Below are 23360 nucleotides of genomic sequence, written 5' to 3'. Positions count from 1 at the left end.
TTCACCACGCCGACTCGTGGGGCGCGGGCGGACGGGGCACGTTCTCCGTGGCACCGGTGATGGAGGAGATGATCTGCTCCTGGGACGCGGTGTTCACGTCGAAGAAGCCGTTGTTGCGGCCGAGCCGCAGCACGGCGGCCCGGTCCGCGAGCGCCTTCACGTCGCCCATGTTGTGGCTGATGAGCAGTACCCCCAGGCCGCGGTCGCGGAGCCGGTCGATGAGGTCGAGGACCTCGGTCGTCTGCTTGAACCCCAGCGCCGCGGTGGGTTCGTCGAGCAGAAGGACCCGCGGGTTGGCGAGGAGCGAGCGGGCGATGGCGACGGTCTGCCGCTGTCCGCCGGACAGGGAGACGACGGGGGCGCGCAGATCGGGGAGGTTCCGGGTCAGGCGCTCCAGCAGGCTTCTCGTGAGGCGTTCCATCTCCATCTCGTCGAGGAACCCGAACCTGCGGATCTCCCGCCCCAGGAACAGATTGCCGACGACGTCGAGGTTCCCGCACAGCGCGAGGTCCTGGTAGACGGTGGCGATGCCGAGATCCCGGGCGTCGTGGGGGCGCTTGATGTGGACGGCCCGGCCCTCCCACTCGACGACGCCCTTGTCCGCGGGTGCGACGCCGGAGATCACTTTGACCAGGGTGGACTTGCCGGCCCCGTTGTCGCCCAGCAGAGCGACGACCTGGCCCGCGTGGATCTCCAGCTCGATGTCCTTGAGCACCTCGACGACGCCGTACCGCTTGCACACGCCGTGCAGCGCCAGCAAGGGGGGAGTCGGCACGGCAACCATCTCCTTCCCGGGGCCCCGATCCAACGGGAGCCGGCCTGTCAGGTGAGCCCGGCCTTGTCGCAGGCGGCCATGAGGTGGGACGTGCAGATCTGCCGGACCGTGTACACGCCGTCCTTCACCAGGGTGTTCTTGATGTTGTCGACGGTCACGGACACGGGGGTGAGCATGAGGGCCGGAACCGTCTTCCCGGTGCTGCTCTTCACTTCGTCCGGGGCGACCCGGTCGAGGCTCTCACCGCGGACCGCGGCCACGGCCATGGCGGCGCCGCCGGACGCCTCGGGAGCGAAGGGCTTGTACACGGTCATGTACTGATGGCCACTGACAATGCGCTGCACGGCGCGGAGTTCGGCGTCCTGCCCGGTGACGGGCGGCAACGGCTCCACCTTGTTCGCCCTGAGGGCGGAGATGCTGCCCGCGGCGAGGCCGTCGTTGGCGGCGTACACCCCGTGGATGTTGCCGACGCCCAGGGCGGAGATGGCGGCGGACATGTTCAGGTTCGCCGCCTCGGCCCTCCACTGGAGGGTGTCGTACTCCTTGCCGATCTTCACTCTGCCCGTGAGCACGGACAGCGCGCCCTTCTTGAACGACACCGCGTTGGGGTCACTGGGATCGCCGTTCATCATGACGATCTGGCCGCTGGGCGTGTTGTCGTCGTCCATGGCCTCCAGCAGTGCCCTGCCCTGGAGTCTGCCGACCTCCTCGCCGTCGAAGGAGACGTACCCCGAGATCGGACCCTCGGCGAGACGGTCGTAGGCGATGACCGGGATCCCCGCTTCGTCCGCCTTCCGGACCGCGGGGCGGAGCGAGCGGGCGTCCACGGCCACGAGCACGATGGTGTCGACCCCCTTGGCGATCATCGAGTGCATCTGCTCCTGCTGGAGCGCCACCTCACCCTTGGCGTTGACGTGCTCGACCGAGCAGTCGCCGCACAGCTCCTCGATGTTCTTCTCGAGCAGGGGCCTGTCCTGCGTCTCCCAGCGAGCCGTGGTGGCGTCCGGCAGCAGCAGAGCGATCCTGGGACCGTTCCCCCCGTCGGAGCCGGACCCGGTGCCCGGTCCGCAGGCCGCGAGAGCGATGGCTGTGAAGAGCGCGGCCACGACCATGAGTGCGTCCCGCAGGCAGGCCCTCGTGTGCCGGCGAGGCCGTACGGGCCGCAGGCGGCGCGGTGCGAAAGGGCGTGCTGTGTCGCGCCGGGTGGGCAGGCCGACAGGGGCGCGCGGCTGCCGCTCCGCCGGTCGCGAAGCGGCCTCGCCCGTCGCGGGAGGATGGGGCCCCGGCCCGACCGGTCCCGCACCGGCGGCTCCCTCATCGAGCATGGCGACAGCCTCCTCACCACGCCAGGCGTACCACCGGGCAGAGGCCCGGCAGCCGACAGATGGCGACGCTGACGGCGCCGAACGTCCGCCTGGAACGTGCCGCGTGGAAGCGGCAGACGACCACGTCGTCAGTGTGACACCGGCTGCGATGATCTGCGAGTGAAGTAGAAGTTGACCGGATCTGTCCGGTTGGTCCGTATATGCGATTCTGGTGTGTGGGTGCCTGACCTCAACCTGTCGACACTTTCCGCCTGGACGGGGAGGTGGGTCGCGGACATGCCTCATGACGGCCGTGCCCGGACCGGCGTCTCGGAACCGTGGGCTTCCGACGTCGGCGCCGCGGACACGGGTGCACCCGCTCCGGTGCCCGACCGGGCCGCGAGCGACCGGGCCCTGATCTTCGCCGGAGCGGCGCTCGCGGCCGTCTATGTGCCCGACGCCGGGCGCGACGCGCTGCTGCTGGCCGAAACGGCCGGATACGCCTCGTCCCCGCACACGTTGCCGCAGCGTCTGTCCCTGTCGGGCGGCTCACCTGCGGCGCACGCCTTCCGCACCGGCCGGCCGCTGTGGCTGAGCCCCGCGGAACTCGCCTCCTACGGCGAAGGCGGACCGACACCGCCACATGCCGAGGTACCGCTTGCCGCGCTGCCCCTCGCGACGGAGGGCAGGCGGCTGGGCTGCCTCGTCGTCGTGGGCATCGAGGCGCACGACGGCTTCGAAGCCCAGCAGCGGCACTTCCTGGAGCGATACGCCGACGCGGTCGCCGGACTGCTCCCTGCCGGGGCCGGGCACCCCGCGCCGTCGGCGCTGCTCGGTGCCGCCCTGCGAGGGCTGCGCGTCGGCTCCTTCGTCCTGGTGCCGGACAGCGGCCTGGTCGAGACGGACGAGACCCTGCTCGAGCTGGTCGGCATCACACCGGACGACTTCGACGGCAAGGCCGACAGCCTGCTCGCCCATGCCCTCCCGGAGGACATGCACGCGCTGATGGCGGTCCTGGAGCCGTCCAACCAGGTGGTCGGCCCGCGCGAGCTGGAGTTCCGCGTACGCTGCCCCACCGGTGAGATGCGCTGGCTGAGCCTGGGCTGCCGGGTGCTGGCCCGCACCGACGACCGGCCCCAGCGGGTGCTGGGCGTGGTGACGGAGACCTCGGTGCTGCGCCGCAGCCCCGACGACGTCTCCCGGATCCAGTGGCTGACCGCCGCCCTCGACGAGGCGGCAACGGTCCGTGACGTCAGCCGCCTTGTGGTCACCGCACTGCGGGAGCCGCTGGGTGCCGACCGGGTGGCACTCGCCGAGCTGCAGGGCGACCGGCTCATGGTCACCCTGCTCGACCCGCCGCAGCCCTCCGCCTGGCCGGAGATGTGGGGCTCAGCGTGGCCCGAAGCGCCGGTCAGCGCCCTGCCCACCCTCCAGCTGGCCCTGCGGGACGGACGCATGGATCTGTGGCCCGCCGGCACCGCCTTCGAACCCGGACTCGCGGGCATCGGCACGGGCGGCCTGGCCATCCTCCCGCTGCCCGCCAAGGGCCGGACCGCCGGCGTGTGCCTCGTCGGCTGGGACCAGCCCCACGAGTTCGTCCCCGAGGAGCGGTCCCTGCTGACGGCCACCGCGGTCCTCGTCGGGCAGGCACTCACCCGGGCGCACGCGCACGACGCCGAGGAGGAACTGGCGACGATGCTGCAGCGCAGCCTGCTGCCCCGGCGGCTCCCCGAACTGCCCGGCGGCACGGCCGTCGCCCGCTACCTGCCCGCGCGGCGCGGGCTGCAGGTGGGCGGTGACTGGTACGACGTCATCGCCCTCTCCGAGGACCGGGTGGCGCTGGTCATCGGTGACGTTCAGGGGCACAGCGCCGCAGCCGCGACGATCATGGGTCAGATGCGTACGGCGGTCAGGGCCTACGCGGTGGAGGGCCACCCGCCCGACGTGGTCATCTCCCACGCCAACCGCCTCCTCGTCGGTATGGAGACCGACCTCTTCGCCACCTGCTGCTATGCCGAGGTGGACATGGACGAGGGCACCATCCTGTTCGTCCGGGCCGGACACCTCTCACCACTGGTGCGCCATCCCGACGGCACGACCGAGGAGGTGCAGGTCGAGGGCGGGCCCCCGCTCGGCATTCTGGCCGAGGCCGAGTTCCCCATGACCGCGGTCGCCCTGACCCCCGGCACGGTCCTCGCCCTGGTCACCGACGGCCTGGTCGAGGCCTCCGACCTGCCCCTGGACGAGGGGATGTACCAGACGCGCACCGCGCTCGCCGCGGCCGAGCCGGCGGATCCGGGGCACATGGCCGACGCCCTGATCGGCGACCTCGGCCGCCGTGAGGACGACGTGGCGCTTCTGCTGCTGCGCTACGACGGCATGAGGACCCGGCCGATCAAGGCCGGCTGGGCGGTGTGGCGTCTGCCCGACGCCGTCATGCACGCCCGCCGCTTCACCGCCCGCACGCTCCGTCGGTGGCAGGTCCAGGAGGCGGCCGACGCGGTGCTGCTGGTCGTGTCCGAGCTGGTCACCAACGCCCTGGTGCACACCCAGGGACCGGTCCGCATCGACCTGATGCTCCGCGCGGGCCGGGTACGCGTGTGCGTGAGCGACTCCTCGCCGCGTGCGCCCGCCAAGCCGGTGATCGTCGACTGGGAGTCGACCGGCGGCCGGGGCCTGATGCTGGTCGAGGCGATGTCGGAGTCCTTCGGCTCGATGCCGGTGGCCGGCGGCAAGCAGGTGTGGAGCGAGATCGTGGTGCCGGGGCACGAGTCGGCCACCGGGGACGCCGAACCCAGGACCGAACCATGGGGGCTGCTGTGAGAATCCGTGCACGGCATGGCATCGCGGCACTCGTCGCGGGAGTCCTGACGCTGTCCCTGGCCTCCTGTGGGGGAGACGCGGGCGTCGGCACGGACAGTTTCACCATCGGCCTGCTCCTGCCGAACCGGGCGACCCCCCGCTGGGAGAAGTCCGACAAGCCACTGATCGAGAAGCGGCTGAAGGAGCTGTGTCCCGACTGCACCGTGGCGTATGTCAACGCCGAGGGCGACCCGACGAGACAGCAGCACCAGATCACCTCCATGATCACGAAGGGGGTCAGGGTTCTGATCCTCACCCCGGCCGACAGCAGGGCGCTCCGCTCGTCCGTCCAGGAGGCACACCGGGCGGGCGTCCCGGTCGTCGCCTACGACCGGCTCGCGGAAGGCCCGATCTCGGGCTACGTCAGTTTCGACGGCGCCCAGGTCGGCAGACTGCAGGGCGAGGCGCTCCTGAAGGCCATGGGCGATGGTGCCGACCGCGGGAGCGTCGTCATGATGAACGGCGACCCGACGAGCTTCAACGCGGCGTGGTTCCGGAGAGGCGCGCTGTCCGTTCTCACCGACAGGGTGAAGATCGCCAGGTCGTACAACACACAGGGCTGGACCACGGAGAACGCCCACGCCAACATGTCCGCCGCCATCGCGGCCCTGGGCCCGGACCGGATCGACGGTGTCCTGGCCGCCAACGACTCCCTGGCCGCAGGCGTCATCTCCGCGCTCAAGAGCGCCGGCGTCACGGATCTCCCTCCTGTCACCGGTCAGGACGCTGACCTCGACGCCGTGCAACGCATGGTCAAGGGTGAGCAGTACATGACGGTGTACAAACCGTTCGCCAAGGAGGCCTCGGCAGCCGCGGGCATGGCCGTCGCCCTGGGACGCGGCGAGGACCCCCGCGACAGCGCCACGACGACGATCGACAGCCCCACCACGAAGAACGTGCCTTCCGTCCTGCTCACCCCCACCGCGGTGACGGCCGACAACATCAGACAGGCGCTCGTCAAGGACGGCGTCTACACCGTCGACCAGATCTGCATCCCGGAGCTCAGGCCCGCCTGCGTCAAGGCCGGACTCACCCCCTAGGGGGAACGACGGCCTGCGCCGGGCGGGGTCGTCTCTCTCCGTGTCCAGGCGCTTGCCATCTGTTGCGCACCTCTCTGACCAGTGCGACCGTAGACGAGGGGGCAACACCGACGGCCTCGCCGGGGACAGCCCTGCAGGCGTCGGCGCCGAGCGCCGACACGCGGCCGAACCGCTCACCCCAACCATCCTCTGCGCCAGCCGTTCGGCGAGTCGGCGTGTGTCCACGAACCGGGGGAAGCCCACAGAAAGCGGGAAAATCAATGGCGAACGGACCCATGGACAGGCGCGCCTTCGGCGAGCAGCCCGAACGACCCAACGGGCATGTCACGGCCCGCGGCTCCGAGTACACCGGTCGGTACGTGGTCCTGCTCGACCCGGGTAACCAGGAGAGCGGACTGAACGCCCTGCGTTCCTCCGCCGACATCGCGTCCGTCGAACGTGTCCGCGGAACCGAGACGGCGAACGTGGCCGAACTCCTCGAGCGCCCCGACGTCTCGGTGCACTTCGAGGAGCTCGCCGCCGCCGTCGTCGAAGTACGGCCCGACCGGCGCCACTCGCTGGTGACCACGGCCGAGGCGGAATCATCGATCATCGCGGCGGAGCCGGAGCGCATGGTGTACGCCATGCCGATCACCGCCCCGCAGGCACCGCCGACCGAGTTCTACCCGGCCTACCGCAGCGACGAGGACGTGGTCGCCCGCCACTCCAGGGCCGAGATGGCCGCCGCCCAGGGCCCGGCCTGGGACGAAGAGCGCTGGACCTGGGGTCTGCAGGCGATACGCGTCAACCGGACCAACCTCACCGGACGCGGTGTGAAGGTCGCCGTCCTCGACACCGGCGTGGACACCGACCACCCGGACCTCGTCGGATGCATCGAGGAGACGATGTCCTTCGTGCTCGGCGAGTCCGTCGAGGACGGCAACGGCCACGGCACGCACTGCATCGGCACCGTCGCGGGCCCGGCCAACCCCCAGCAGGGGCCCCGTTACGGTGTGGCGTGCGACGCCCGGATCCTCGCCGGGAAGGTGCTGAGCAACTCGGGCACCGGCACCGACGGCAACATCCTGGCCGCCATCGCCTGGGCCGTCGCCCGCGGCGCGCGGGTGATCTCCATGTCGCTCGGTGCCCGGGTCCGCAAGGGTGAGCTCTTCCCGCAGACGTACGAGATTCTGGCCAAGCGCGCGCTCGAGCGCGGGACGGTGATCGTCGCCGCCGCCGGCAACGACAGCAGCCGGCCCCAGGACATCGAGCCCGTCAGCAGGCCCGCCAACTGTCCCTCCATCCTGGCGGTGGGAGCGCTCGAGAAGGCCATCGCGCCGGCGTTCTTCTCCAACGGCGGCATCAACGCCCAGGGCGGCGAGGTCAACATCGCCGCGCCCGGCTGGCAGGTGCGCTCGGCTGCCCCTGACGGCGGGTACCAGGAGCTGAGCGGTACCAGCATGGCCACCCCGCACGTCGCGGGTGTCCTCGCCCTGCTCTCCCAGGCGAACCCCAACGCCTCCGCGGTCGATCTCATGGCCAGTCTCAAGTCGGGTGCGTTCCCGCTGGCGCACCCCGTCAGGGACGTCGGCGCGGGCCTGCTCCAGGCCCCGTGAGCGAGTCGTCCCACGCCGAGCCGGTCGGGGTCATCCTCGCGGTCGACCCCGACCGGTTCGCGGACGTCGTCGAGGCCCTGCGGCGGGCCGGGCTGACGGTCACGTCCGAGCAGCCGATCCTCGGCACGCTCTCCGGCACCGTCGCGGAGGACCGCATACCGGCCCTGGAAGCGGTCGACGGCGTCGAATCCGTCGACCGGGAGCGCATCATCCGGCTCCCCCCACCCGACTCCCCGATCCAGTGAGCGCGTCGAGTCCGGCGCCCACGCCGGCGTCGCCACCGGTGTCCGCCCAGGTTCCGGCCTGAGCGGACACCGTTCCGTCAGTCGACCGGCCACGTGTGGACGGGGGCGTTGAGATGCATGTAGTCGATGTACAGCAGCGTCATGCGCCGCAGGGCCTCGTGGCGGCCGGAGTGCAGGGAGGTGACCAGGTGGTGGAACATCTCCTTCTGCCAGACCGCTCCGTTGCGGCCGGTGACGCACCGCTGCTCGATGATGCCGAGCAGCGGCTCCCGCCAGGCCTCGTCCATGCCGGAGTGCTCCAGCCCCCGGTGCGCCAGGGGCAGCAGACGCCGCAGGACGAGTTCGGGCACCGGCACCTCGCCCATCCCGGGCCAGTACAGCCGTGCCTCGATGCCGTGCCGCGCCGCCGCGTGCAGGTTGTCCTCGGCGGCCGAGAAGGACATCCGTGACCACACCGGCCGCTCCTCCTCCACCAGGGCGCGGGTGAGCCCGTAGTAGAAGGCGCCGTTGGCGAGGGTGTCGGCCACGGTCGGGCCGGCGGGCAGCACACGGTTCTCCACGCGCACATGCGGCTTTTCGTGGGTGACGGCGTAGACCGGGCGGTTCCAGCGGTAGATGGTGCCGTTGTGCAGGGTGAGTTCGGCCAGTTCGGGGATGTCGCCCCGGTCCAGCGTCTCCGCGGGGTCCTGCTCGTCGCACAGGGGCAGCAGGGCCGGGAAGTAGCGCAGGTTCTCCTCGAAGAGGTCGAAGACGCTGTTGATCCACCGCTCTCCGAACCACACCCGGGGCCGTACCCCCTGCACCTTGATCTCCTGCGGGCGGGTGTCGGTGGCCTGCTCGAACAGCGGGACACGGGTTTCGTGCCACAGCTCCTTGCCGAACAGGAACGGCGCGTTGGCCGCCAGCCCGACCTGGACCCCGGCGATCGCCTGCGCCGCGTTCCAGTAGCCGGCGAACTCCTCCGGGGACACCTGGAGGTGGAACTGCGTACTGGTGCACGCGGCCTCCGGAGTGATCGTGTCCGCGTAGGTCCGCAGCCGGTCGACGCCGTCCACCTCGATCAGCAGATCCTCGCCCCGCGCCGCGAAGACCTGATCGTTGAGCAGCCGGTAGCGCGGGTTCTCCGACAGTGTCGCCTCGCCGACGTCCTCCTGCTGCAGCGTGGGCAGGGTGCCGATCGTGATCAGATGCGCGCCGACCGAACCGGCGCGCTGCTCGGCGTGGTTCAGCGCGGCGCGGATCTCGGACTCCCAGTCGTCGGGGCCGCCCTCCGTCAGCCGGCGGGGCGGAACGTTGATCTCGAGGTTGAACCGGCCCAGCTCGGTGGACCAGGCGGGATCAGCGATGGCTTCGAGCACATCGGTGTTGCGCATCGCCGGCTCGGCCTCGTCGTCGACCAGGTTCAGCTCGATCTCCAGCCCCACCCGGGGCCGCTCGGACTCGAACCGTGCCTCGCGCAGCATCTGGGCGAACGCGTCGAGGCACTCCTGCATCTTGCTCCGGTACCGGCGGCGGTCCTCGCGGGTGAAGACCAGTGCCGGGACGTCCCGTCCCATCGGTCCTCCCGGATTCCTCTCCACTCCAGCGTCGCACCGCCGGCCGCCCCTGACCAGGCGGGACGGAGGACCGCCCCGGTGACAGCGGGCCGCTGCGCCGGTCCGGTGTCAGCGCCAGCCGAAACGGCGGTCCACGACCGCCGCGAACTCCTCCAAGGTCAGGACCGCGTCCCCGTTCTGGTCGGCGGCGTCGAACAGCGCGGACGAGGCGTCCACGTCCCCCACACCCCAGAACGGCAGAATCCCCGACGCGGCCAGCGACGGCCCCTTCCTCCGCAAGGCGATGATCACCTCCTCGCGGGTCAGCGTCCCGTTCTCGTCGAGGTCGAGCGCCTCGAACAGCTTCCGGGCCTTGTCACTCACCACGTCGTCCCGTCCCTTCGGCCGGCGGGCGGGCCGGACCGCCTCACTCACGGACGACAACGCCTCCCGCCCCGTCCCGGTTCCCCGCCTCCCGCACCACCGGGCGGGGAACCGGGCGCACCACATCCGTGCCGGTTCACCGTCCCCCGGCGGTGTGCCACGGCAGGAACGCGTTCGTCAGCCCGGCGAGAGCCGTGCGCAGCTCCGGGTGGTGACGCAGCAGCACCGTGATCATGCTGTTGTCGTCGATCCAGGCCATGCCGGCCTTGGAGTACACCTCAGGGGTGTAGTACTCCGTGAAGAAGCGGTCGCTGTTCAGCCGACGGGAGGCCATGAGGACGAAGACCCGGAACGCCGTGTCACTGAAGGCGAAGCCGGCCGGCAGCTTCTCCGCGTACAGCCCGACCATCAGGTCGACCTTCTCGATGTCGCCGTCGTAGAGCCGCTCGATCTCCTCGGCCCACGCCGGATTGGCCGTCAGCTCCGCGAAGCTCCCCGCGGGCTTCAGCCGCAGCAGCCGCCGGAACTCGTTGTAGCGGGGGACACCCAGCTCCCGGCAGCGCAGGATGTCGGTGGCGGCGAGATCCTGCAGATGCCCGTCCGGACGCTCGAACTCCTGCAGGAACCTGGGGAAGTTGTGCAGGGTGACCAGTCCGGGGTGGAGCGTGCCGAAGCTGTAGAGCAGATCGGCCATGCCGGTGGTCTCCAGGACCTTCAGCGCCCCCGGCCCCGAGATGTCCCGCAGGGTGCAGTGGCGCAGGGTCGCGTCGTCGTCGGCGGACCGCAGATGCCACTCGTCGCGGACGAGCGGATGCATGCGGTAGACGGCCACGAACTCCTCGGTGAGGGCGTACGGGACGCCGTAGTGGTCCGTGGTGCCGCCGGGGATTCCGCTGATGACCTCGCTCTTACTGATCCGGCCGAAGAGCTGGTGGACGCGCTCGCCCGCGAGGCCCCACCAGTTGGCGCGCAGTGCCGTCACGGTGGTCGGATGGCTGATCACGGCCGGTGTCCACTCCACGGTGTGGATCTTGGCGAGGAGCGCGGCGTTGACGAGCCGGGCACGCTGGAACAGCTCCTCGTCGTTCCACGACGGGTAGGCGCCGTGCAGGTGGTCGCAGATCGCGTTGTGCTCCCGTGCGAACAGGTTCTGCATCATGGCGAGCCCCAGCCAGAACCCGGGAACACGCGAGGGGTCGCGAGAGGGGTCCGAGGGGAACGGCGACTGCTCGTCGTCCCACAGGTGCACCTTGCCCGACTCGCCGGTGCGCATCAGCCGCTGCTCGGTCTCGTTCGACCCGTAGATCTGTGAGGCGTCCCACCAGTGGGAGGACACGTTGACGCGGGTGTCGGGCGTCCCGGCGGGCGCCTTCGGGTCGCGGGTCGGGTCGTCCGGTGTCCGCATGATCCGCATGGGGTGTTCCGGCCAGGGGTCGTCGTCCATGAGGGGCACTTCCCAGGGCCGTTCCGTGGGGCTCGTCCCATGGCTGAACCAGTCGCGCACCATGAACTGAAGCCAGGCGGCGACCAGGGAGTTGACCGACTCGGCCGCAGTCAGCCCGTCACGGGTGAGCAGGGCGCGGCTGACCTCCCGCGGGTTCGGTCGGGACAGGACCTCCTCCGGTGTGGTCGCGGCGATCCGGTCCAGCGGGATGTTCCGGCCGAAACGGGTGCCCGCCATGCCCATCCGCGGCTCGTCGAGATCGTTGTGGCTGCCGTCGGCGGTCCGATTGACCTTGTGGCTCTCGGAGGGCGGTGCGGGATCGGGCAGATTCACGGAGGGCAGCCGGCCGGCGTCGTGAAGGTTCTTCTGGCGCAGCCGCACCCGCAGACCGAGGAGCGTCAGCAGGCCGGGAAGGACGGGCAATCTGTCCCAGCCGATGCGCCGGTCGACGAATTCGGCACCGCGGGTGACGATCCGCCAGAGGAGTGACGTACGGTACCCGGCCGCGGAACGCCGCGCGGCACGTCGTTGCTTGCTCATCGCGATACTCCTTGGGCAGCCCCGCCGTCACTTCGGCTTCCCCATGGCGGAGTTGGCGAGACCGGTACGGGAGAAGAAACCCCCCTGAAAACCCTCAAATAACACGTTATGGGAACCGCCGCTCACCTGCACCCCGAGGACATGACCACGGTGGGGTCGTCGCCTCGCCCATCCCCATCCGGCAGCGCGACCGGAATGATGTTCCGAAACATTCGAAGACCGTGCCGAAACTGTTGACTGTCCCGCGGGCCGCTCCAACACTGGCCGCACCGGCAGACCCACGCTGCCCGGACCCCCCGTCACGAGGAGGAAACATGCACCAGGACGACGCCCCCGCCCGCCGGATCAGCCGCAGGAGTCTCCTCGGCGGCACCGGCGCCCTGGTACTGGCCCCCGCGTCCGGACTGCTCTTACCGGCCACCGCCCACGCGGACACGACCATCACCACGAACCAGACCGGCACCAACAACGGTTTCTACTACTCGTTCTGGACCGACGGCGGCGGCTCGGTCTCCATGACCCTGGCATCCGGCGGCAGTTACCGGACCTCCTGGACCAACTGCGGCAACTTCGTCTGCGGCAAGGGGTGGAGCACCGGCGGACGAAGGACGGTGCAGTACTCGGGCAGCTTCAGCCCGTCCGGCAACGGCTACCTCACCCTCTACGGATGGACGTCCAACCCGCTCGTGGAGTACTACATCGTCGACAACTGGGGCACCTACCGGCCCACGGGAACGTACAAGGGAGCCGTGACCAGCGACGGCGGCACGTACGACATCTACCAGACGACGCGGTACAACGCCCCCTCCGTCGAAGGCACGCGCACCTTCAACCAGTACTGGAGCGTCCGGCGGGCGAAGAGGACCGGCGGAAGCATCACCACCGGCAACCACTTCGACGCCTGGTCCCGCGCCGGAATGACACTGGGCAGCTTCCGCTACTACATGATCCTCGCGACGGAGGGCTACCGGAGCAGCGGGAACTCCACCCTCACGGTGAGCGGCTGAGCCCAGGCGCCCACCGACGCAAGCACCTGCGACCAGCAGGCTTCAGCCCGCCGCAGCCCGCTCGATCAGGTCCGCGGCCCTACGAAGCCCGTCGCGGGCGCGGATGGTCTCCGAGGCCTTGGCCAGGGTGGCGCGCAACTCGGTGTCACCGAGCAACTTCGCCAGGGCGCCGTGCAGTTGGTCATCGGTGAAGCGGTACGGGTCGAGCCGGACGCCGTAGCCGAGCTCGGCCACACGCTGGGCGTTGTCGTACTGGTCCCAGAACAGCGGGAGCAGGATCATCGGCTTGCCGAAGTGGAAGCACTCGGTGGTCGTGTTGTTCCCGCCGTGCGTGATGACGAGGTCGACCAGCGGGAGGATCCGCGTCTGCGGCAGGAACTCCGCACCCCACATGCCGGGCGGGAGCTCGATCTCCTCGTGCAGCGGGCCTTTGGAGACGATGTAGCGGTGCGGGGTGCGTGCCAGCGAGGCGATGACCCTGCGCATGAGGTCGACGTCGGCGGAGCCGAGCGAGCCGAGGCTGAAGTAGATCAGCGCGCTGCCGTCCGTACCGCCCGGAGGGTCGGCGAGCTCCGCGGGCAGGGCGAACTCCTCGTCGGTCTCCCGCACCGAGGAGTCCAGCCGGTCCCAGGCGGGACCCAGCGGGCGCGCGTCGGTGTAGTCGGCGATCTCGGGACAGACGTACAGGTTGAGGTCGCCCTCGTGGATGAACTCCAGGTCGGGCAGCGGCCGTGCGCCCTGTTCCGTCACCCAGGTGTTGAAGGCGGCCCATGTGTCGCGGTGCGTGCGGTCGTACTCGGCGCGGAACTCGGCCCAGCCGGTGCGGTCGTCGGCCGGGTAGCCGGAGAAGGGCGGGGGGATGTGCTCGCCCTTCACCTCCAGCGGATTGCAGGAGACGATCCGGACGAAGGGAACGCCCGCCGTGGTGAGCGCGGGGAAACAGACGACGTTGTCCTCGACGATCACATCCGGCCGGACCCGGTCGATGATCTTCTTCAGCTGTGGCTCGCAGTACCGGGCGCCGGAGATCAGCTCCTCCCAGACCGGCTTGATCCAGGTCCCCAGCTGCTCGATCGTCGGCTTCCTGAACTCCGGGGCCGTGTCCCGTATGAAGTCCTTCCAGAACTGGCCCGCGTCCTGGGGCTGTTCGGGCGGTGGCGCCAGATCGACCAGATCCTCCTCGAAACCGAGCGCGGCGAGTCGGCCCTTCCAGGACGCCTCGGCCGCGAACACCACGCGGTGTCCCCGGCGGCGCAGGACATCGCCGATGCCGACGCAGTTGTTCGTCGGACCGTACGCGCTCTCCGGCGCGAAGAGGATCGTCAGGGGTCGCACGGGGTCTCTCCACCCACCTTCCGGGTCGTCTCTTCCGTCTCGATCAGGACCGCGCTGTCCGCATCCCAGGACAGCGTGACGCGGGCGCCCGCGGTCACCGTGGCCGGACCCGACGTGGTGACCAGGACCGGAGTCTCCAGTCCGGCGACCGTGACCGCGATCCGTGAGGAGCCGCCGTGAAAGCTGACGTCCAGGACCGTCCCGGACAGCACTGCCTCCGCACCCACCGTGCCGTGCGCGTCCGCGGCGGCGAGCCGGACACCTTCCGGGCGTACGGCGACGATCGCAGCCCCCGCCGTCGCTCCCGCCTCCGCGCCGACGGGAGCCGGCAGGACACCGACCCCCGGCACCTCCAGCCCGCCGGAGGCCCGCAGCCGCCCGCGGAAGAGGTTGTTGGAGCCGACGAAGCCGGCGACGAATCTGCCCCGCGGACGCCGGTACAGCCCGACGGGGGTGTCGACCTGCAGGACCCGCCCCCGGTCCAGAACGGCGATCCGGTCGGCGAGCGACATCGCCTCCTCCTGGTCGTGCGTGACGACGAGGAAGGTGATGCCGGCCTCGTGCTGGAGCCGCTTCAACTCGAGCTGCATCTCCGCGCGGACGTTCTTGTCCAGCGCCGACAGCGGCTCGTCGAGCAGCAGCAGCCGGGGCCGCTTGACGATCGCGCGGGCCAGCGCGACCCGCTGCCGCTGCCCGCCGGACAACTGGTGCGGCATACGCCGGGCCTCCGTGCCGAGCCCGACGGTGGCGAGCACCGCCGCCACCCGTTCGCGGATCTCGGCCCGGGGCAACCGCTCCCGCGCCAGCCCGTACGCGATGTTCCGCTCCACGCTCATGTGCGGGAACAGGGCGTACGACTGGAACATCAGGTTGACCGGCCGCCGGTGTGCGGGCACGCTCAGCAGGTCCCGCCCGTCGAGGGTGACCGTGCCGCTGTCCGGATGCTCCAGGCCGGCGAGGACACGCAGCAGCGTCGTCTTCCCGCAGCCGCTGGGGCCGAGCAGCGCGAAGAACTCGCCCGCCGCGATGTCCAGGTCGACCCCGTCCAGGGCCACGGTGTCCCGGAACCTGCGGCTCACACCCCTGATCCGTACCAGGGCCGGCTTCGGACTCACAGCGCCTCCGTGAGCCGGCTCATCCGCTGCGCGGCGATCACCACGGTGAAGCTGACCGCCAGCAGAAGGGTCGCCAGCGCGTTGATCTCCGGGGTCACCCCGAACCTGATCATCGAGTAGACGACGATCGGCAGGGTGGGATCCTGGGGCCCCGCGGTGAAGAAGGCGATGACGAACTCGTCGAGTGAGAGCGTGAACACCAGCAGCGCGCCCGCCACGATCCCGGGGGCGAGGGTCGGCAGGGTCACCCGGAGGAACGTCGTGATCTCGCCCGCGCCGAGGTCGCGTGAGGCCTCCTCCAACGACGGGTCGACGTGCGCGATCCGGGCGCGCACGACGGCCGTGACGAAGGCCAGGCCGAACACGGTGTGCGCGAGCAGGACCGAGTGCAGGCCGAGAGTCGCCGATATCAGCGAGTAGAAGGCCAGCAGACCGATCGCCAGCACGATGTCCGGCAGCACGGCCGGCATCACCGACAGGGCGTGCAACACCCGTGACCGGCTCGCGTGGCGGGCCAGGCCCACGGCGAGCAGCGTGCCGAGGACGGTGGACAGAGCAGTGGCCCCAGCGGCCACGATCACCGTGTTGCCCAGGCCCCGCAGCACCTCGTCGTCGCGCACCAGCGTGCCGTACCAGCCCGTCCCGAACCCGCCCCACTCATAAGGGCTTTCGGACCGGTTGAACGACATCACCACGAGCACGACGACAGGCGTGTAGAGGAACACGTACGTCAGCCACAGCGGAAGAGCCCCCAGCCGGCGCATCAGCGACGACCCCCCAGCCGCTGCCCCGCCCAGGCCTGCGCCATGAGCAGCAGCACCAGGAACGCCATGAGGGCGAGCGCCAGCACCGAGCCGAACGGCCAGTCCCGTGCGCTCAGGAACTGATCCCTGATCAGGTTGCCCACCATCACCGTGCGCCCGCCGCCCAGCAGTTCGGGCACCACGAAGTTGCCGAGGCTGGGCACGAAGACGAAGACGCAGCCGGTCAGCACACCGGGCAGGGTCAGCGGAAGCGTCACGCTCAGAAACGTACGGACCGGACGCGCGCCCAGATCCGCCGAGGCCTCCAGCAGCCGCGGGTCGACCCGCTCGATCGCCGAGTACAGCGGCAGCACCATCAGCGGCAGATAGGCGTAGAGCAGCCCGACGACCACGGCCGTGTCGGTGTACAGGAGCTCCAGTGGCCGGTCGATCACCCCGATGCCGGTGAGTGCGCTGTTCACCACGCCTTCGCTGGACAGCAGCACGATCCAGGCATAGGTGCGGATCAGGAAGTTGGTCCAGAACGGCAGCACGACCAGGACCAGAGCGACCGTACGCCACCGGGCCGGCAGCCGGGTGATCGCGTACGCCGTCGGGTAGCCGAGAGCGAGCGCCAGCACGGTGGTGAGGCCCGCGATCCGCAGCGAGTCGGTGAGGACGCCCGCGTACAGGGGATCGGCGAGCCTCGCGAAGTTGTCACCCGTCACCCCGTCCTCGTACGCGATCCCGCCGAACCGGCCCCGCTGGAAGACGCTGTAGCCGATCACGAGGGCCAGCGGCAGTACCAGCAGGACGACCAGATACGAGAAGCCGGGACCGATCAGAGCCAGGCGGGCGCGCGCACGCACCGCCGGGCCCGCCTTCAGCCGACCGCCGCTCATCAGCCCGCGGTGACTTCCGTGACGATCCGCGTGTAGTCCGCCGAGGCGCTCCCGAGGTCGACGACGGACTCGCCCTCGAGCAGTTCCTCAGCCGTCATGGCGAGGGCCGGATACCGCTTCAGCAGAGCGGGATCGAGCTCCGCCATGGCCGCGGGGTTGGGGACCTTGTAGAAGATGTTCGAGGCGACCCAGGAGTGCACCTTCGCGTCGAGGACGTAGTTGATGAAGGCGTGCGCCGCCTCCTTGTTCTTCGACGACTTCAGGACGACCATCGTGTCGGCCCACAGGTCGCTGCCCTCCTTGGGCACGACGAACCCGATCCGCTCGTCGTCGGTCGGGCACCAGCCGTCCCAGGCCTCCGCCAACGCGGCCTCCCCGGACCTGAGCCGGTCCCCGAACGTGGTGTCGTCGTACGCGAGGAGCCCCTTCTTGGCGCTCAGCAGCAACTCCTTGACCTGCGCGAGCTGTTGACCGTCAGTCGTGTTGACCGAGTAGCCGAGCACCTTCTGCGCCGGGAGGAAGAGCCACCGCTCGGTCTTCAGCATGGTGATCTTCTTCTTCAGCCCGTCCCGCGGCTTGAGCAGATCGTTCCAGCTGTCGGGGGTGAAGCCGGTGAGGTCCTTGCGGTAGCAGAGCCCGGTGGTGCCCCAGGTGTAAGGGACGGAGTACGCGTTGCCCTTGTCGTGAGCGAGCCGGGACGCCAGCGGATCGAGGTTCTTGAGGTTGGGGACCAACTCGCGGTGGATGGGCTCGAGCAGTCCCTGCGCCGCGAGCGCCTGCGCGTACTGTCCCGACACGAAGGCCACGTCGACACCGCTGCCGGAGGCGGCGGTCAGCCTGGCGACGATCTCTTCGTTGGTCGCGTGCTTCGTCACCGTGACGGGCGTGCCGACGGCGGTCCTGAACCGGGCGGGCAGGTCCTCCGGCATGTAGCCGTCCCAGTTCGACACCGTGAGCCGCTGCTTGCTCAGATCCGCCTCGGGGTCGAGCTTCGCGGGGGCGGCAGAGCCACCGCCCGCCGACTCACCGCCACCGCCGCAGCCGGCGAGCACCAGGGCGAGGACGACCGCAGCCGCGGCGCCGGGACCCCGCCTGAACCTTCGAGTACGTAACGGTCTTCGCGTGTGTGACACACCCACTCCCTCGCTGTTCGACATCAGCCGGTTGTGCGGGGCAGTGCCTGGTGCACCGACAGGTTCGCGGGCAGGCAGCGGTCCGAAGTGTTGCACCGTGAACGAATACCGGGCAAGACCGCCGGATCATGCCGACGGCCGCCTCGCTCGCCGCCGGTGACGTGGCCCCGCGCCCGCCGGTCGCGGTCGCGGGGACAGGTCATCCCGACGCCCTCATCGGCTGGTCGTCGTCCGGTCGGTCTCGGCGGGCGGACGGGCGTGGTTCGCGGGGGAGCGGCCCGGAAGGCCTCGCAGCCATCGCTCGGCGGGATGCTCCACCCAGTGGTAGGCGGCGCCCGCTGCGGCCAGGCTGACCACCAGGACGCCCGCCCAGAACATGAGCGTGGCGCTGCCCGGAGCGGGCTTGCCCCAGTGGAAGACGGCGGCGCGGATCACGATCTCGTGGATGAGGTACCAGGCGAACGACCAGTGCCCCAGCCGGAGCATCCACGGCCCGCCCAGGCCGGTGCGCCGCCCGTCGAGGTCGGCCCGGGCGGCGGCGCAGATCAGGGCGGCGAACAGGGGTGCCGACAGCCACTGCGAGGCGTTGTAGGGGCTGTACCAGAGCGCGTCCGGCACCGCCTCGTGCCAGGGGATCAGCACCAGGTGCCAGCCGATGACGAGCCCGGCGGCCACCGGCAGGCTCACGGGAGGCCGCCAGCCGTGCTTGAGCGCGAGCCCGGCCACCACACCCAGCACGAACTGCAGGAGACGGGTCAGTGGCAGATAGTCGAGCGCCCAGTTGCGGGTGGTGGGCGTCAGACCGGACAGGGCGGGCCACAGCACGAGTGCGGCGCACGTGACCGCGACGGCCGTCCACGCCCACACCCGGGCGCGCCGGCCCGCGAGCAGCGCCAGCAGTGCGGGGAAGGTCAGATAGAACCAGGCCTCGTCGCTGAGCGACCAGGCCGCCGGGTTGCCCCCGGTGAACATGACCGGCTGCGGAAACCAGGCGTGCACCAGCAGCAGGGTCGCGGCCACCGCCTTCAGCGACACGGCGCGATCCATCACCGCCCACACGGCGACCGACAGCCCGACGCTGAAGGCGAGCAGCGGCCAGATCCGCGCGAAGCGCCGCCACAGGAAGACCCCTGCGGGCACCCGCGCGCCGTCGTAGGTCCAGGCGAGCACGACCCCCGACAGCACGAAGAAGAACGTCACACCGCTGCGGCCGTACCAGACCGTCTCGCTGAGTCCGGGAACGGCCCCGACCTGACGGGAGAGGTGGTAGAGGACGACGAGCAGTGCCGCCCAGAAGCGCAGCCCCGTCAGCGAGGGCAGCCGGTCACGCCCGGCACCCGGTATGGAGGTCAATGAAGATCCTTCACCGTCGGACGCTTCCTGCGCCACGTTGCGACCCGAGAGGATAACACCGACCTTGATCACCGAGGCGGGCCGGCGGATGCGGTGGGCCGACCGATGAGTTTCCGGCTCCCACCCGGTCCTCAAGGTAAGGAACCACGCCCGGGAGGCGATCATGTTCACTACGACGAAGGCCTTCAGCGGCTTCTCGGTCGACGACATCGACGCGGCCAGGAAGTTCTACGGCGAGACGCTCGGACTGCGGGTGTCCGAACAGAACGGTCTCCTGACCCTGCACATCACAGGTGACCGGGACATCCTGGTCTACCCCAAGCCCGACCACACCCCGGCGACGTACACGATTCTCAACTTCCCCGTGGACGACATCGAGGCGGCGGTCGACGAACTGACCAGGAGGGGCGTGCGCTTCGAGCGCTACGACCACCTCGAGGCGGACGACAAGGGCATCTTCCGCGGCGGCGGCCCGCTGATCGCGTGGTTCACCGATCCCGCCGGGAACATACTCTCCGTCCTTCAGGAATCCGCGTGAGCGGTCCGCGAGGGCCCGTTCCACCGAGTGGATCGGGCCCTCCCAGGTGGCTGGCCGCCGCCCTGCCGCCGCCCTGGGAGCGACTTAGACTTGGACAAGGAGCCCGATCTCCGGGGGGTGAGCCCGGTGCCCCGGTGCGGGAGGGCGGTGGCCTTGCGTGCGGTACGTCGCTGTGAGTGCGCTGAGCCATCCGGGGCTGCTGCGCGAGCGGAACGAGGACAGCCTCGTCGTCGGACCGTGGACCCTGTGCGCCACCGTGACCGAGAATCCGCAGACCCTGGTCTTCCCGCTCGGGACGCCCCTCGCCGTCGCCGTCGCCGACGGGCTCGGCGGACAGCCCGGCGGCGACGTGGCCAGCGCCCTCGCCGCCCGCTGGCTTGCGTCGAGGGGCCCTTCCCTGAGCAGCGAGGACGCTGTCCGTGACGCCCTGCACGCCTGCAACCGCGCCGTGTACGAGGCAGCCGGCGGCGACGAGGGAGGCGAGCTGGCGACCATGGGGACGACCCTGGCCGGCGTCGTCGTACAGTCCGGCTCTTTGCTGGTGTTCAACGTGGGTGACAGCCGGGTGTACGCGACCTCCCGCGACGGGCTGCGCCAGGTGAGCGTGGACGACAGCCCCCCGCTCCGGCCCGGGGAGCGCACCACGTCCCTCGTCACCCAGTGCCTGGGCGGTGTGCCCGGCTACCGGCCCATACGCCCTCATGTGACGGCCGCCTCGCTGTCCTCCGACGACTGCTACCTGATCTGCACCGATGGTCTGACCGACCCGGTGACGACGGACGTACTCGACGCGGTGATGCGGGAGCACGACGACGGCCGGGCGGCCTTCGAGCTGTGGAAGGCCGCCATCGAGGCGGGCGGCCCCGACAACATCACGCTGGCGGTCGTCCGCGTCGGAGACGAGTAGGTCTTCGGCCTCGTGGTCGCAGCGAAGCGCGCACACTGGACGTACAAGGCCATGCATCGTGAGCCGAGCATGGAGGTGGACCATGAGCACCCTCGAAGAACACGTCGACGTCGGAGTTCCGATCGACGAGGCCTGGGCCGGCCTTCACCGGGTGGGGGACTATCCGCGCTTCGTGGAAGGAGTGCGCGAGGCCCGTACGGAGGCGGGGGGCCGAACGCGTCTGGACGTCGAAGCCGGCGGCCGGGTCCGGGAGTTGGAGGCCGAGGTCTCCGACCGCAGGGGGGAGCGCGTGATGGAGTGGCACACCACGGGCGCCCCCGAACTACTGGGTTCCTTCTCGCTACAGCCGATCGACCAGAACAACACCCGGGTCCAGGCACGGCTCGAGTACGACCCCAACACGGTCAGGGAGACCTTCGGCGGGCCGAAGGGATTCGCCCAGGCGAACGCGATCGAACGGCTCGTCCGCAGCGATCTGCAGCATTTCAAGGAGTGCGTGGAACAAGGGCGTTGAGCGGTAGAAGAAAGGTGTTCGCTGCGGCCGTGTGAGGCAGTGGCTACGACCGTCAGGTCTCGATCACGGCATGGCAGTCGGGGCAGACCACGGCTGCGTACTCCGCGGGATACCAGGGTGCACCCGGGTCCTCCTCGGAGGGCTTCCGGGAGGCCGTCTCCATGGCGAAGGTGTCCTTGCCGCAGAGAGTCCGCGGTCCCGTCGTGGCGGGCGCCCCCGGGGCGGAGGGCGCTGCGTGCACTCTGCGGACGGTGCGTCCCTCACCGGCCGGTGTCCCTGAGGAGGAGCGCTTGGCCATCGGCTTGTCGAGTTCGTACACGACGATGATTTCGCCCATGCCTCCACAGTAGGCGGCCGGGGCCTCGAGCCGTTGATCATCCGGAGCCCTCGGTCAGCCGGGCCGGACGTCAGGTCGCCGAGCTGGTCCAGGCGGCCCCCATCGCATAACATCTGTTGCGCAACATGCGTTATGCGAAACGAGGACCCTCATGCCGCGACAGGTCGACCACGCCCAACGCCGCTCCGAGATCTCCAGCGCCGTATGGCGGGTGGTGTGCGAGAGCGGACTGGAGGGGCTGACGCTGCGGGCGGTCGCCGCCGCCGCCGGGTGCACGACCGGCATGGTCACCCACTACTTCCGCGACAAGAAGGCGCTCCTCGCACACGCCCGGTCCGTCATGCACCGTCGCATGGCGGACCGCATCGACGCGCTGCCCGTGCGGGACGAAAGCCCGCGTGACCGCCTGTACGCCGTCGCCGAACAGGCGCTGCCACTGGACGAGGAACGGCACCTGGAGGCCGTCGTGTGGTCGTACTTCCAGCTGGCCACCCGCACCGACCCGGAGCTCCTGCGCGAGCACTTCGTCAGCCACGCCTCCTGGGTACGGCGGCTGACCGCGCTGGTCCGCGCCGCCGTGCCCGGTGAACCCGAGCCCCAGGACCTGGAGGGCCGGGTGCGCGCCCTGGTCGCCTGCCTGGACGGCCTGGCCCTGAACGCCGTCACCGATCCCGGCGCCTATCCGCCGGACCTCCAGCGACGCGTGCTGGAGCTGCAACTGGACCTGATCCTCGAAGGGAACCGCAGCCTGTGACCACCCACGACCTCGCCATCACCACCGCCACGGCCGACGACCCGAGAATCCGGCGGCTGGTCCGCGCCCTCGACGACGACCTCGCCGCCCGCTACCCCGACGAGCCCTGCGCCGGCGGCGCCCACCTCCACCCCGCCATCCGCTTCCTGCTCGCCGAGACCGACGACCGCCCGGTCGGCTGCTGCGCCCTGCAGCCCTTCCCCGCCCCCGCCACCGCGGCCGAACTCAAGCGCATGTACGTCGCCCCCGAGGCCCGCGGCCGCGGCATCGCCGCCCGCCTCCTGGCCGAGGCGGAACGCACCGCAGCCGCTCTCGGCCACACCGAGATCCGCCTCGAGACGGGCATCCACCAGCCCGAAGCCATCGCGCTGTACACCCGTGCCGGCTACCGGCCGATCCCCAACTACCCGCCCTACGAGCACAAGACGCTCAGCCGCTGCTACGCCAAACCGCTCGCGCCGCCCACGCGGGCCCGGGCGGAGCAGGACGGGGACGAACTGACAGCGTTCCTCGCCGGCCAGGGCCTCTCGTCCCACGGTGTGCTCGCTACCGGCACGCGGTACTGGATCACCCGGGACACCAATGGCCCCGCCGTGGCCCTGGGACTGGAAGGCCAGGGCGACCACCTGCTGCTGCGCAGCGTCGCGGTCCGCCCCGACCTGCGCGGTTGCGGAGCGGCGCGACGCCTGGTGGAGCACGTCCTCGCGGACGCCTCCGCCCGAGGAGCCTGTACGGCCTACCTGTTCTCCACCGGCGCGGGAGCGTTCTGGACCCGGCTCGGCTTCCGCCCGGTACCGGTCGCCGAGGCCGCCGCGGCCCTGCCCGAAGCGCCGCAGGTCCACCACTACCGTGCCACCGGGGCACTCGCCGACGAAGCGGCGTGGCGACGCGACCTCCACGCGCGCGCCGCAGCCCGCACGGACCGCCCGGCGGACGACGGCGGCGCAACCGCCGCCCCGTCCGCCGGGCGATGAGTTCTGAAGGCACCTGTGCCCCTG

22 protein-coding genes are annotated in these 23360 nt (G+C 70.5%); 10 read left to right on the top strand and 12 right to left on the bottom strand.

Translation table 11 applies throughout. The features are described 5' to 3' along the window. Window position 1: 1 nt before the first annotated feature. Both IE263_RS34125 and IE263_RS34120 read right to left on the bottom strand, forming a co-directional pair. A complete protein-coding gene (locus IE263_RS34125) occupies window positions 2–784 on the bottom strand; it encodes an ATP-binding cassette domain-containing protein (protein WP_189941852.1) in 783 nt (260 codons plus the stop codon). 38 nt (window positions 785–822) lie between these two features. Further along, on the bottom strand, window positions 823–1887 hold the full coding sequence (locus tag IE263_RS34120; protein WP_189941850.1) for a substrate-binding domain-containing protein: 1065 nt from the start codon (window positions 1885–1887) through the stop codon (window positions 823–825). A 489-nt stretch (window positions 1888–2376) separates the two neighbouring features. Between IE263_RS34120 and IE263_RS34115 the strand changes: the two genes are divergently transcribed. The 4 genes from IE263_RS34115 to IE263_RS34100 all read left to right on the top strand — a co-directional run bounded on the left by IE263_RS34115 (window position 2377) and on the right by IE263_RS34100 (window position 7821). Next, window positions 2377–4902 (top strand): SpoIIE family protein phosphatase, encoded by a 2526-nt coding sequence (locus tag IE263_RS34115; protein ID WP_189941848.1) that lies wholly within the window; start codon window positions 2377–2379, stop codon window positions 4900–4902. Continuing rightward, on the top strand, window positions 4899–5981 hold the full coding sequence (locus tag IE263_RS34110) for a sugar ABC transporter substrate-binding protein (protein WP_229911320.1): 1083 nt from the start codon (window positions 4899–4901) through the stop codon (window positions 5979–5981). Before IE263_RS34115 ends, IE263_RS34110 begins: the two co-directional genes overlap by 4 nt. 260 nt (window positions 5982–6241) lie before the next feature. After that, window positions 6242–7576, top strand: a complete 1335-nt coding sequence (locus IE263_RS34105) for a S8 family peptidase (RefSeq protein WP_189941844.1) — start codon at window positions 6242–6244, stop codon at window positions 7574–7576. Beyond that, the gene (locus IE263_RS34100) at window positions 7573–7821 is read left to right on the top strand and encodes a hypothetical protein (protein ID WP_189941842.1); all 249 of its coding nucleotides are present in this window, start codon (window positions 7573–7575) and stop codon (window positions 7819–7821) included. The genes IE263_RS34105 and IE263_RS34100 overlap by 4 nt, the downstream gene beginning before the upstream one ends. Window positions 7822–7898: 77 nt before the next feature. Here the strand turns inward: IE263_RS34100 and IE263_RS34095 are convergent, their stop codons facing one another. The 3 genes from IE263_RS34095 to IE263_RS34085 all read right to left on the bottom strand — a co-directional run bounded on the left by IE263_RS34095 (window position 7899) and on the right by IE263_RS34085 (window position 11724). Continuing rightward, the gene (locus tag IE263_RS34095; RefSeq protein ID WP_189941840.1) at window positions 7899–9377 is read right to left on the bottom strand and encodes a glutamate-cysteine ligase family protein; all 1479 of its coding nucleotides are present in this window, start codon (window positions 9375–9377) and stop codon (window positions 7899–7901) included. Window positions 9378–9485: 108 nt separating this feature from the next. Further along, window positions 9486–9740 carry an EF-hand domain-containing protein gene (locus IE263_RS34090; RefSeq protein WP_189941913.1) on the bottom strand — a complete coding sequence of 85 codons (255 nt, stop codon included), beginning with the start codon at window positions 9738–9740 and terminating at the stop codon, window positions 9486–9488. Window positions 9741–9876: 136 nt separating this feature from the next. After that, window positions 9877–11724, bottom strand: a complete 1848-nt coding sequence (locus IE263_RS34085) for a peroxidase family protein (protein ID WP_189941838.1) — start codon at window positions 11722–11724, stop codon at window positions 9877–9879. Between the two features lie 314 nt (window positions 11725–12038). Between IE263_RS34085 and xynA the strand changes: the two genes are divergently transcribed. After that, window positions 12039–12731 carry an endo-1,4-beta-xylanase XynA gene (xynA, locus tag IE263_RS34080; RefSeq protein ID WP_189941836.1) on the top strand — a complete coding sequence of 231 codons (693 nt, stop codon included), beginning with the start codon at window positions 12039–12041 and terminating at the stop codon, window positions 12729–12731. 42 nt (window positions 12732–12773) lie between these two features. Here xynA and IE263_RS34075 read toward each other — a convergent pair whose 3' ends face one another. From IE263_RS34075 to IE263_RS34050, 6 genes are all read right to left on the bottom strand, one after another. After that, entirely contained in the window at window positions 12774–14066 is a 1293-nt protein-coding gene (locus IE263_RS34075) for a glycosyltransferase (protein ID WP_189941834.1), read from the bottom strand. Further along, the gene (locus IE263_RS34070; protein ID WP_229911319.1) at window positions 14054–15181 is read right to left on the bottom strand and encodes an ABC transporter ATP-binding protein; all 1128 of its coding nucleotides are present in this window, start codon (window positions 15179–15181) and stop codon (window positions 14054–14056) included. Before IE263_RS34070 ends, IE263_RS34075 begins: the two co-directional genes overlap by 13 nt. Continuing rightward, complete coding sequence (locus tag IE263_RS34065; RefSeq protein WP_189941832.1) at window positions 15178–15945, bottom strand: ABC transporter permease; 768 nt, start codon at window positions 15943–15945, stop codon at window positions 15178–15180. The genes IE263_RS34070 and IE263_RS34065 overlap by 4 nt, the downstream gene beginning before the upstream one ends. Next, a complete protein-coding gene (locus tag IE263_RS34060) occupies window positions 15945–16826 on the bottom strand; it encodes an ABC transporter permease (protein ID WP_189941830.1) in 882 nt (293 codons plus the stop codon). The genes IE263_RS34065 and IE263_RS34060 overlap by 1 nt, the downstream gene beginning before the upstream one ends. Continuing rightward, complete coding sequence (locus IE263_RS34055) at window positions 16826–17878, bottom strand: polyamine ABC transporter substrate-binding protein (protein ID WP_229911318.1); 1053 nt, start codon at window positions 17876–17878, stop codon at window positions 16826–16828. Before IE263_RS34055 ends, IE263_RS34060 begins: the two co-directional genes overlap by 1 nt. A gap of 294 nt (window positions 17879–18172) precedes the next feature. Next, window positions 18173–19312: an acyltransferase family protein gene (locus IE263_RS34050; protein WP_189941826.1), complete on the bottom strand. Its 1140-nt coding sequence runs from the start codon at window positions 19310–19312 to the stop codon at window positions 18173–18175. A gap of 163 nt (window positions 19313–19475) precedes the next feature. Between IE263_RS34050 and IE263_RS34045 the strand changes: the two genes are divergently transcribed. The 3 genes from IE263_RS34045 (at window position 19476) to IE263_RS34035 (ending at window position 21271) form a co-directional block, all read left to right on the top strand. Beyond that, the gene (locus IE263_RS34045) at window positions 19476–19850 is read left to right on the top strand and encodes a VOC family protein (RefSeq protein WP_189941824.1); all 375 of its coding nucleotides are present in this window, start codon (window positions 19476–19478) and stop codon (window positions 19848–19850) included. Between the two features lie 157 nt (window positions 19851–20007). Continuing rightward, the gene (locus IE263_RS34040; RefSeq protein ID WP_189941822.1) at window positions 20008–20757 is read left to right on the top strand and encodes a PP2C family protein-serine/threonine phosphatase; all 750 of its coding nucleotides are present in this window, start codon (window positions 20008–20010) and stop codon (window positions 20755–20757) included. Between the two features lie 82 nt (window positions 20758–20839). Next, the gene (locus IE263_RS34035; RefSeq protein WP_189941821.1) at window positions 20840–21271 is read left to right on the top strand and encodes an SRPBCC family protein; all 432 of its coding nucleotides are present in this window, start codon (window positions 20840–20842) and stop codon (window positions 21269–21271) included. A 52-nt stretch (window positions 21272–21323) separates the two neighbouring features. On the opposite strand, the gene IE263_RS34030 is transcribed toward IE263_RS34035, so the two are convergent. Next, window positions 21324–21608 (bottom strand): hypothetical protein, encoded by a 285-nt coding sequence (locus IE263_RS34030; RefSeq protein ID WP_189941819.1) that lies wholly within the window; start codon window positions 21606–21608, stop codon window positions 21324–21326. Between the two features lie 151 nt (window positions 21609–21759). Between IE263_RS34030 and IE263_RS34025 the strand changes: the two genes are divergently transcribed. Next, entirely contained in the window at window positions 21760–22362 is a 603-nt protein-coding gene (locus IE263_RS34025; protein ID WP_189941817.1) for a TetR/AcrR family transcriptional regulator, read from the top strand. Further along, the gene (locus IE263_RS34020; protein WP_189941816.1) at window positions 22359–23336 is read left to right on the top strand and encodes a GNAT family N-acetyltransferase; all 978 of its coding nucleotides are present in this window, start codon (window positions 22359–22361) and stop codon (window positions 23334–23336) included. The genes IE263_RS34025 and IE263_RS34020 overlap by 4 nt, the downstream gene beginning before the upstream one ends. Window positions 23337–23360: the final 24 nt, after the last annotated feature.

It is taken from the genome of Streptomyces aurantiogriseus (assembly GCF_014649375.1).
In the GTDB taxonomy this organism is placed as follows: Bacteria; Actinomycetota; Actinomycetes; order Streptomycetales; family Streptomycetaceae; genus Streptomyces; species Streptomyces aurantiogriseus.
Note: the sequence above shows the minus strand (reverse complement) of the source record. Positions and strands in the feature narration are given on the sequence as shown.

Bases quoted from the DNA above. Each gene is read 5' to 3' on its own strand.
- IE263_RS34125 (WP_189941852.1), bottom strand. From the start codon at position 784: ATGGTTGCCGTGCCGACTCCCCCCTTGCTGGCGCTGCACGGCGTGTGC.
- IE263_RS34120 (WP_189941850.1), bottom strand. From the start codon at position 1,887: ATGGTCGTGGCCGCGCTCTTCACAGCCATCGCTCTCGCGGCCTGCGGA.
- IE263_RS34115 (WP_189941848.1), top strand. From the start codon at position 2,377: ATGCCTCATGACGGCCGTGCCCGGACCGGCGTCTCGGAACCGTGGGCT.
- IE263_RS34105 (WP_189941844.1), top strand. From the start codon at position 6,242: ATGGCGAACGGACCCATGGACAGGCGCGCCTTCGGCGAGCAGCCCGAA.
- IE263_RS34095 (WP_189941840.1), bottom strand. From the start codon at position 9,377: ATGGGACGGGACGTCCCGGCACTGGTCTTCACCCGCGAGGACCGCCGC.
- IE263_RS34085 (WP_189941838.1), bottom strand. From the start codon at position 11,724: ATGAGCAAGCAACGACGTGCCGCGCGGCGTTCCGCGGCCGGGTACCGT.
- xynA (WP_189941836.1), top strand. From the start codon at position 12,039: ATGCACCAGGACGACGCCCCCGCCCGCCGGATCAGCCGCAGGAGTCTC.
- IE263_RS34065 (WP_189941832.1), bottom strand. From the start codon at position 15,945: ATGCGCCGGCTGGGGGCTCTTCCGCTGTGGCTGACGTACGTGTTCCTC.
- IE263_RS34060 (WP_189941830.1), bottom strand. From the start codon at position 16,826: ATGAGCGGCGGTCGGCTGAAGGCGGGCCCGGCGGTGCGTGCGCGCGCC.
- IE263_RS34045 (WP_189941824.1), top strand. From the start codon at position 19,476: ATGTTCACTACGACGAAGGCCTTCAGCGGCTTCTCGGTCGACGACATC.
- IE263_RS34035 (WP_189941821.1), top strand. From the start codon at position 20,840: ATGAGCACCCTCGAAGAACACGTCGACGTCGGAGTTCCGATCGACGAG.
- IE263_RS34030 (WP_189941819.1), bottom strand. From the start codon at position 21,608: ATGGGCGAAATCATCGTCGTGTACGAACTCGACAAGCCGATGGCCAAG.
- IE263_RS34025 (WP_189941817.1), top strand. From the start codon at position 21,760: ATGCCGCGACAGGTCGACCACGCCCAACGCCGCTCCGAGATCTCCAGC.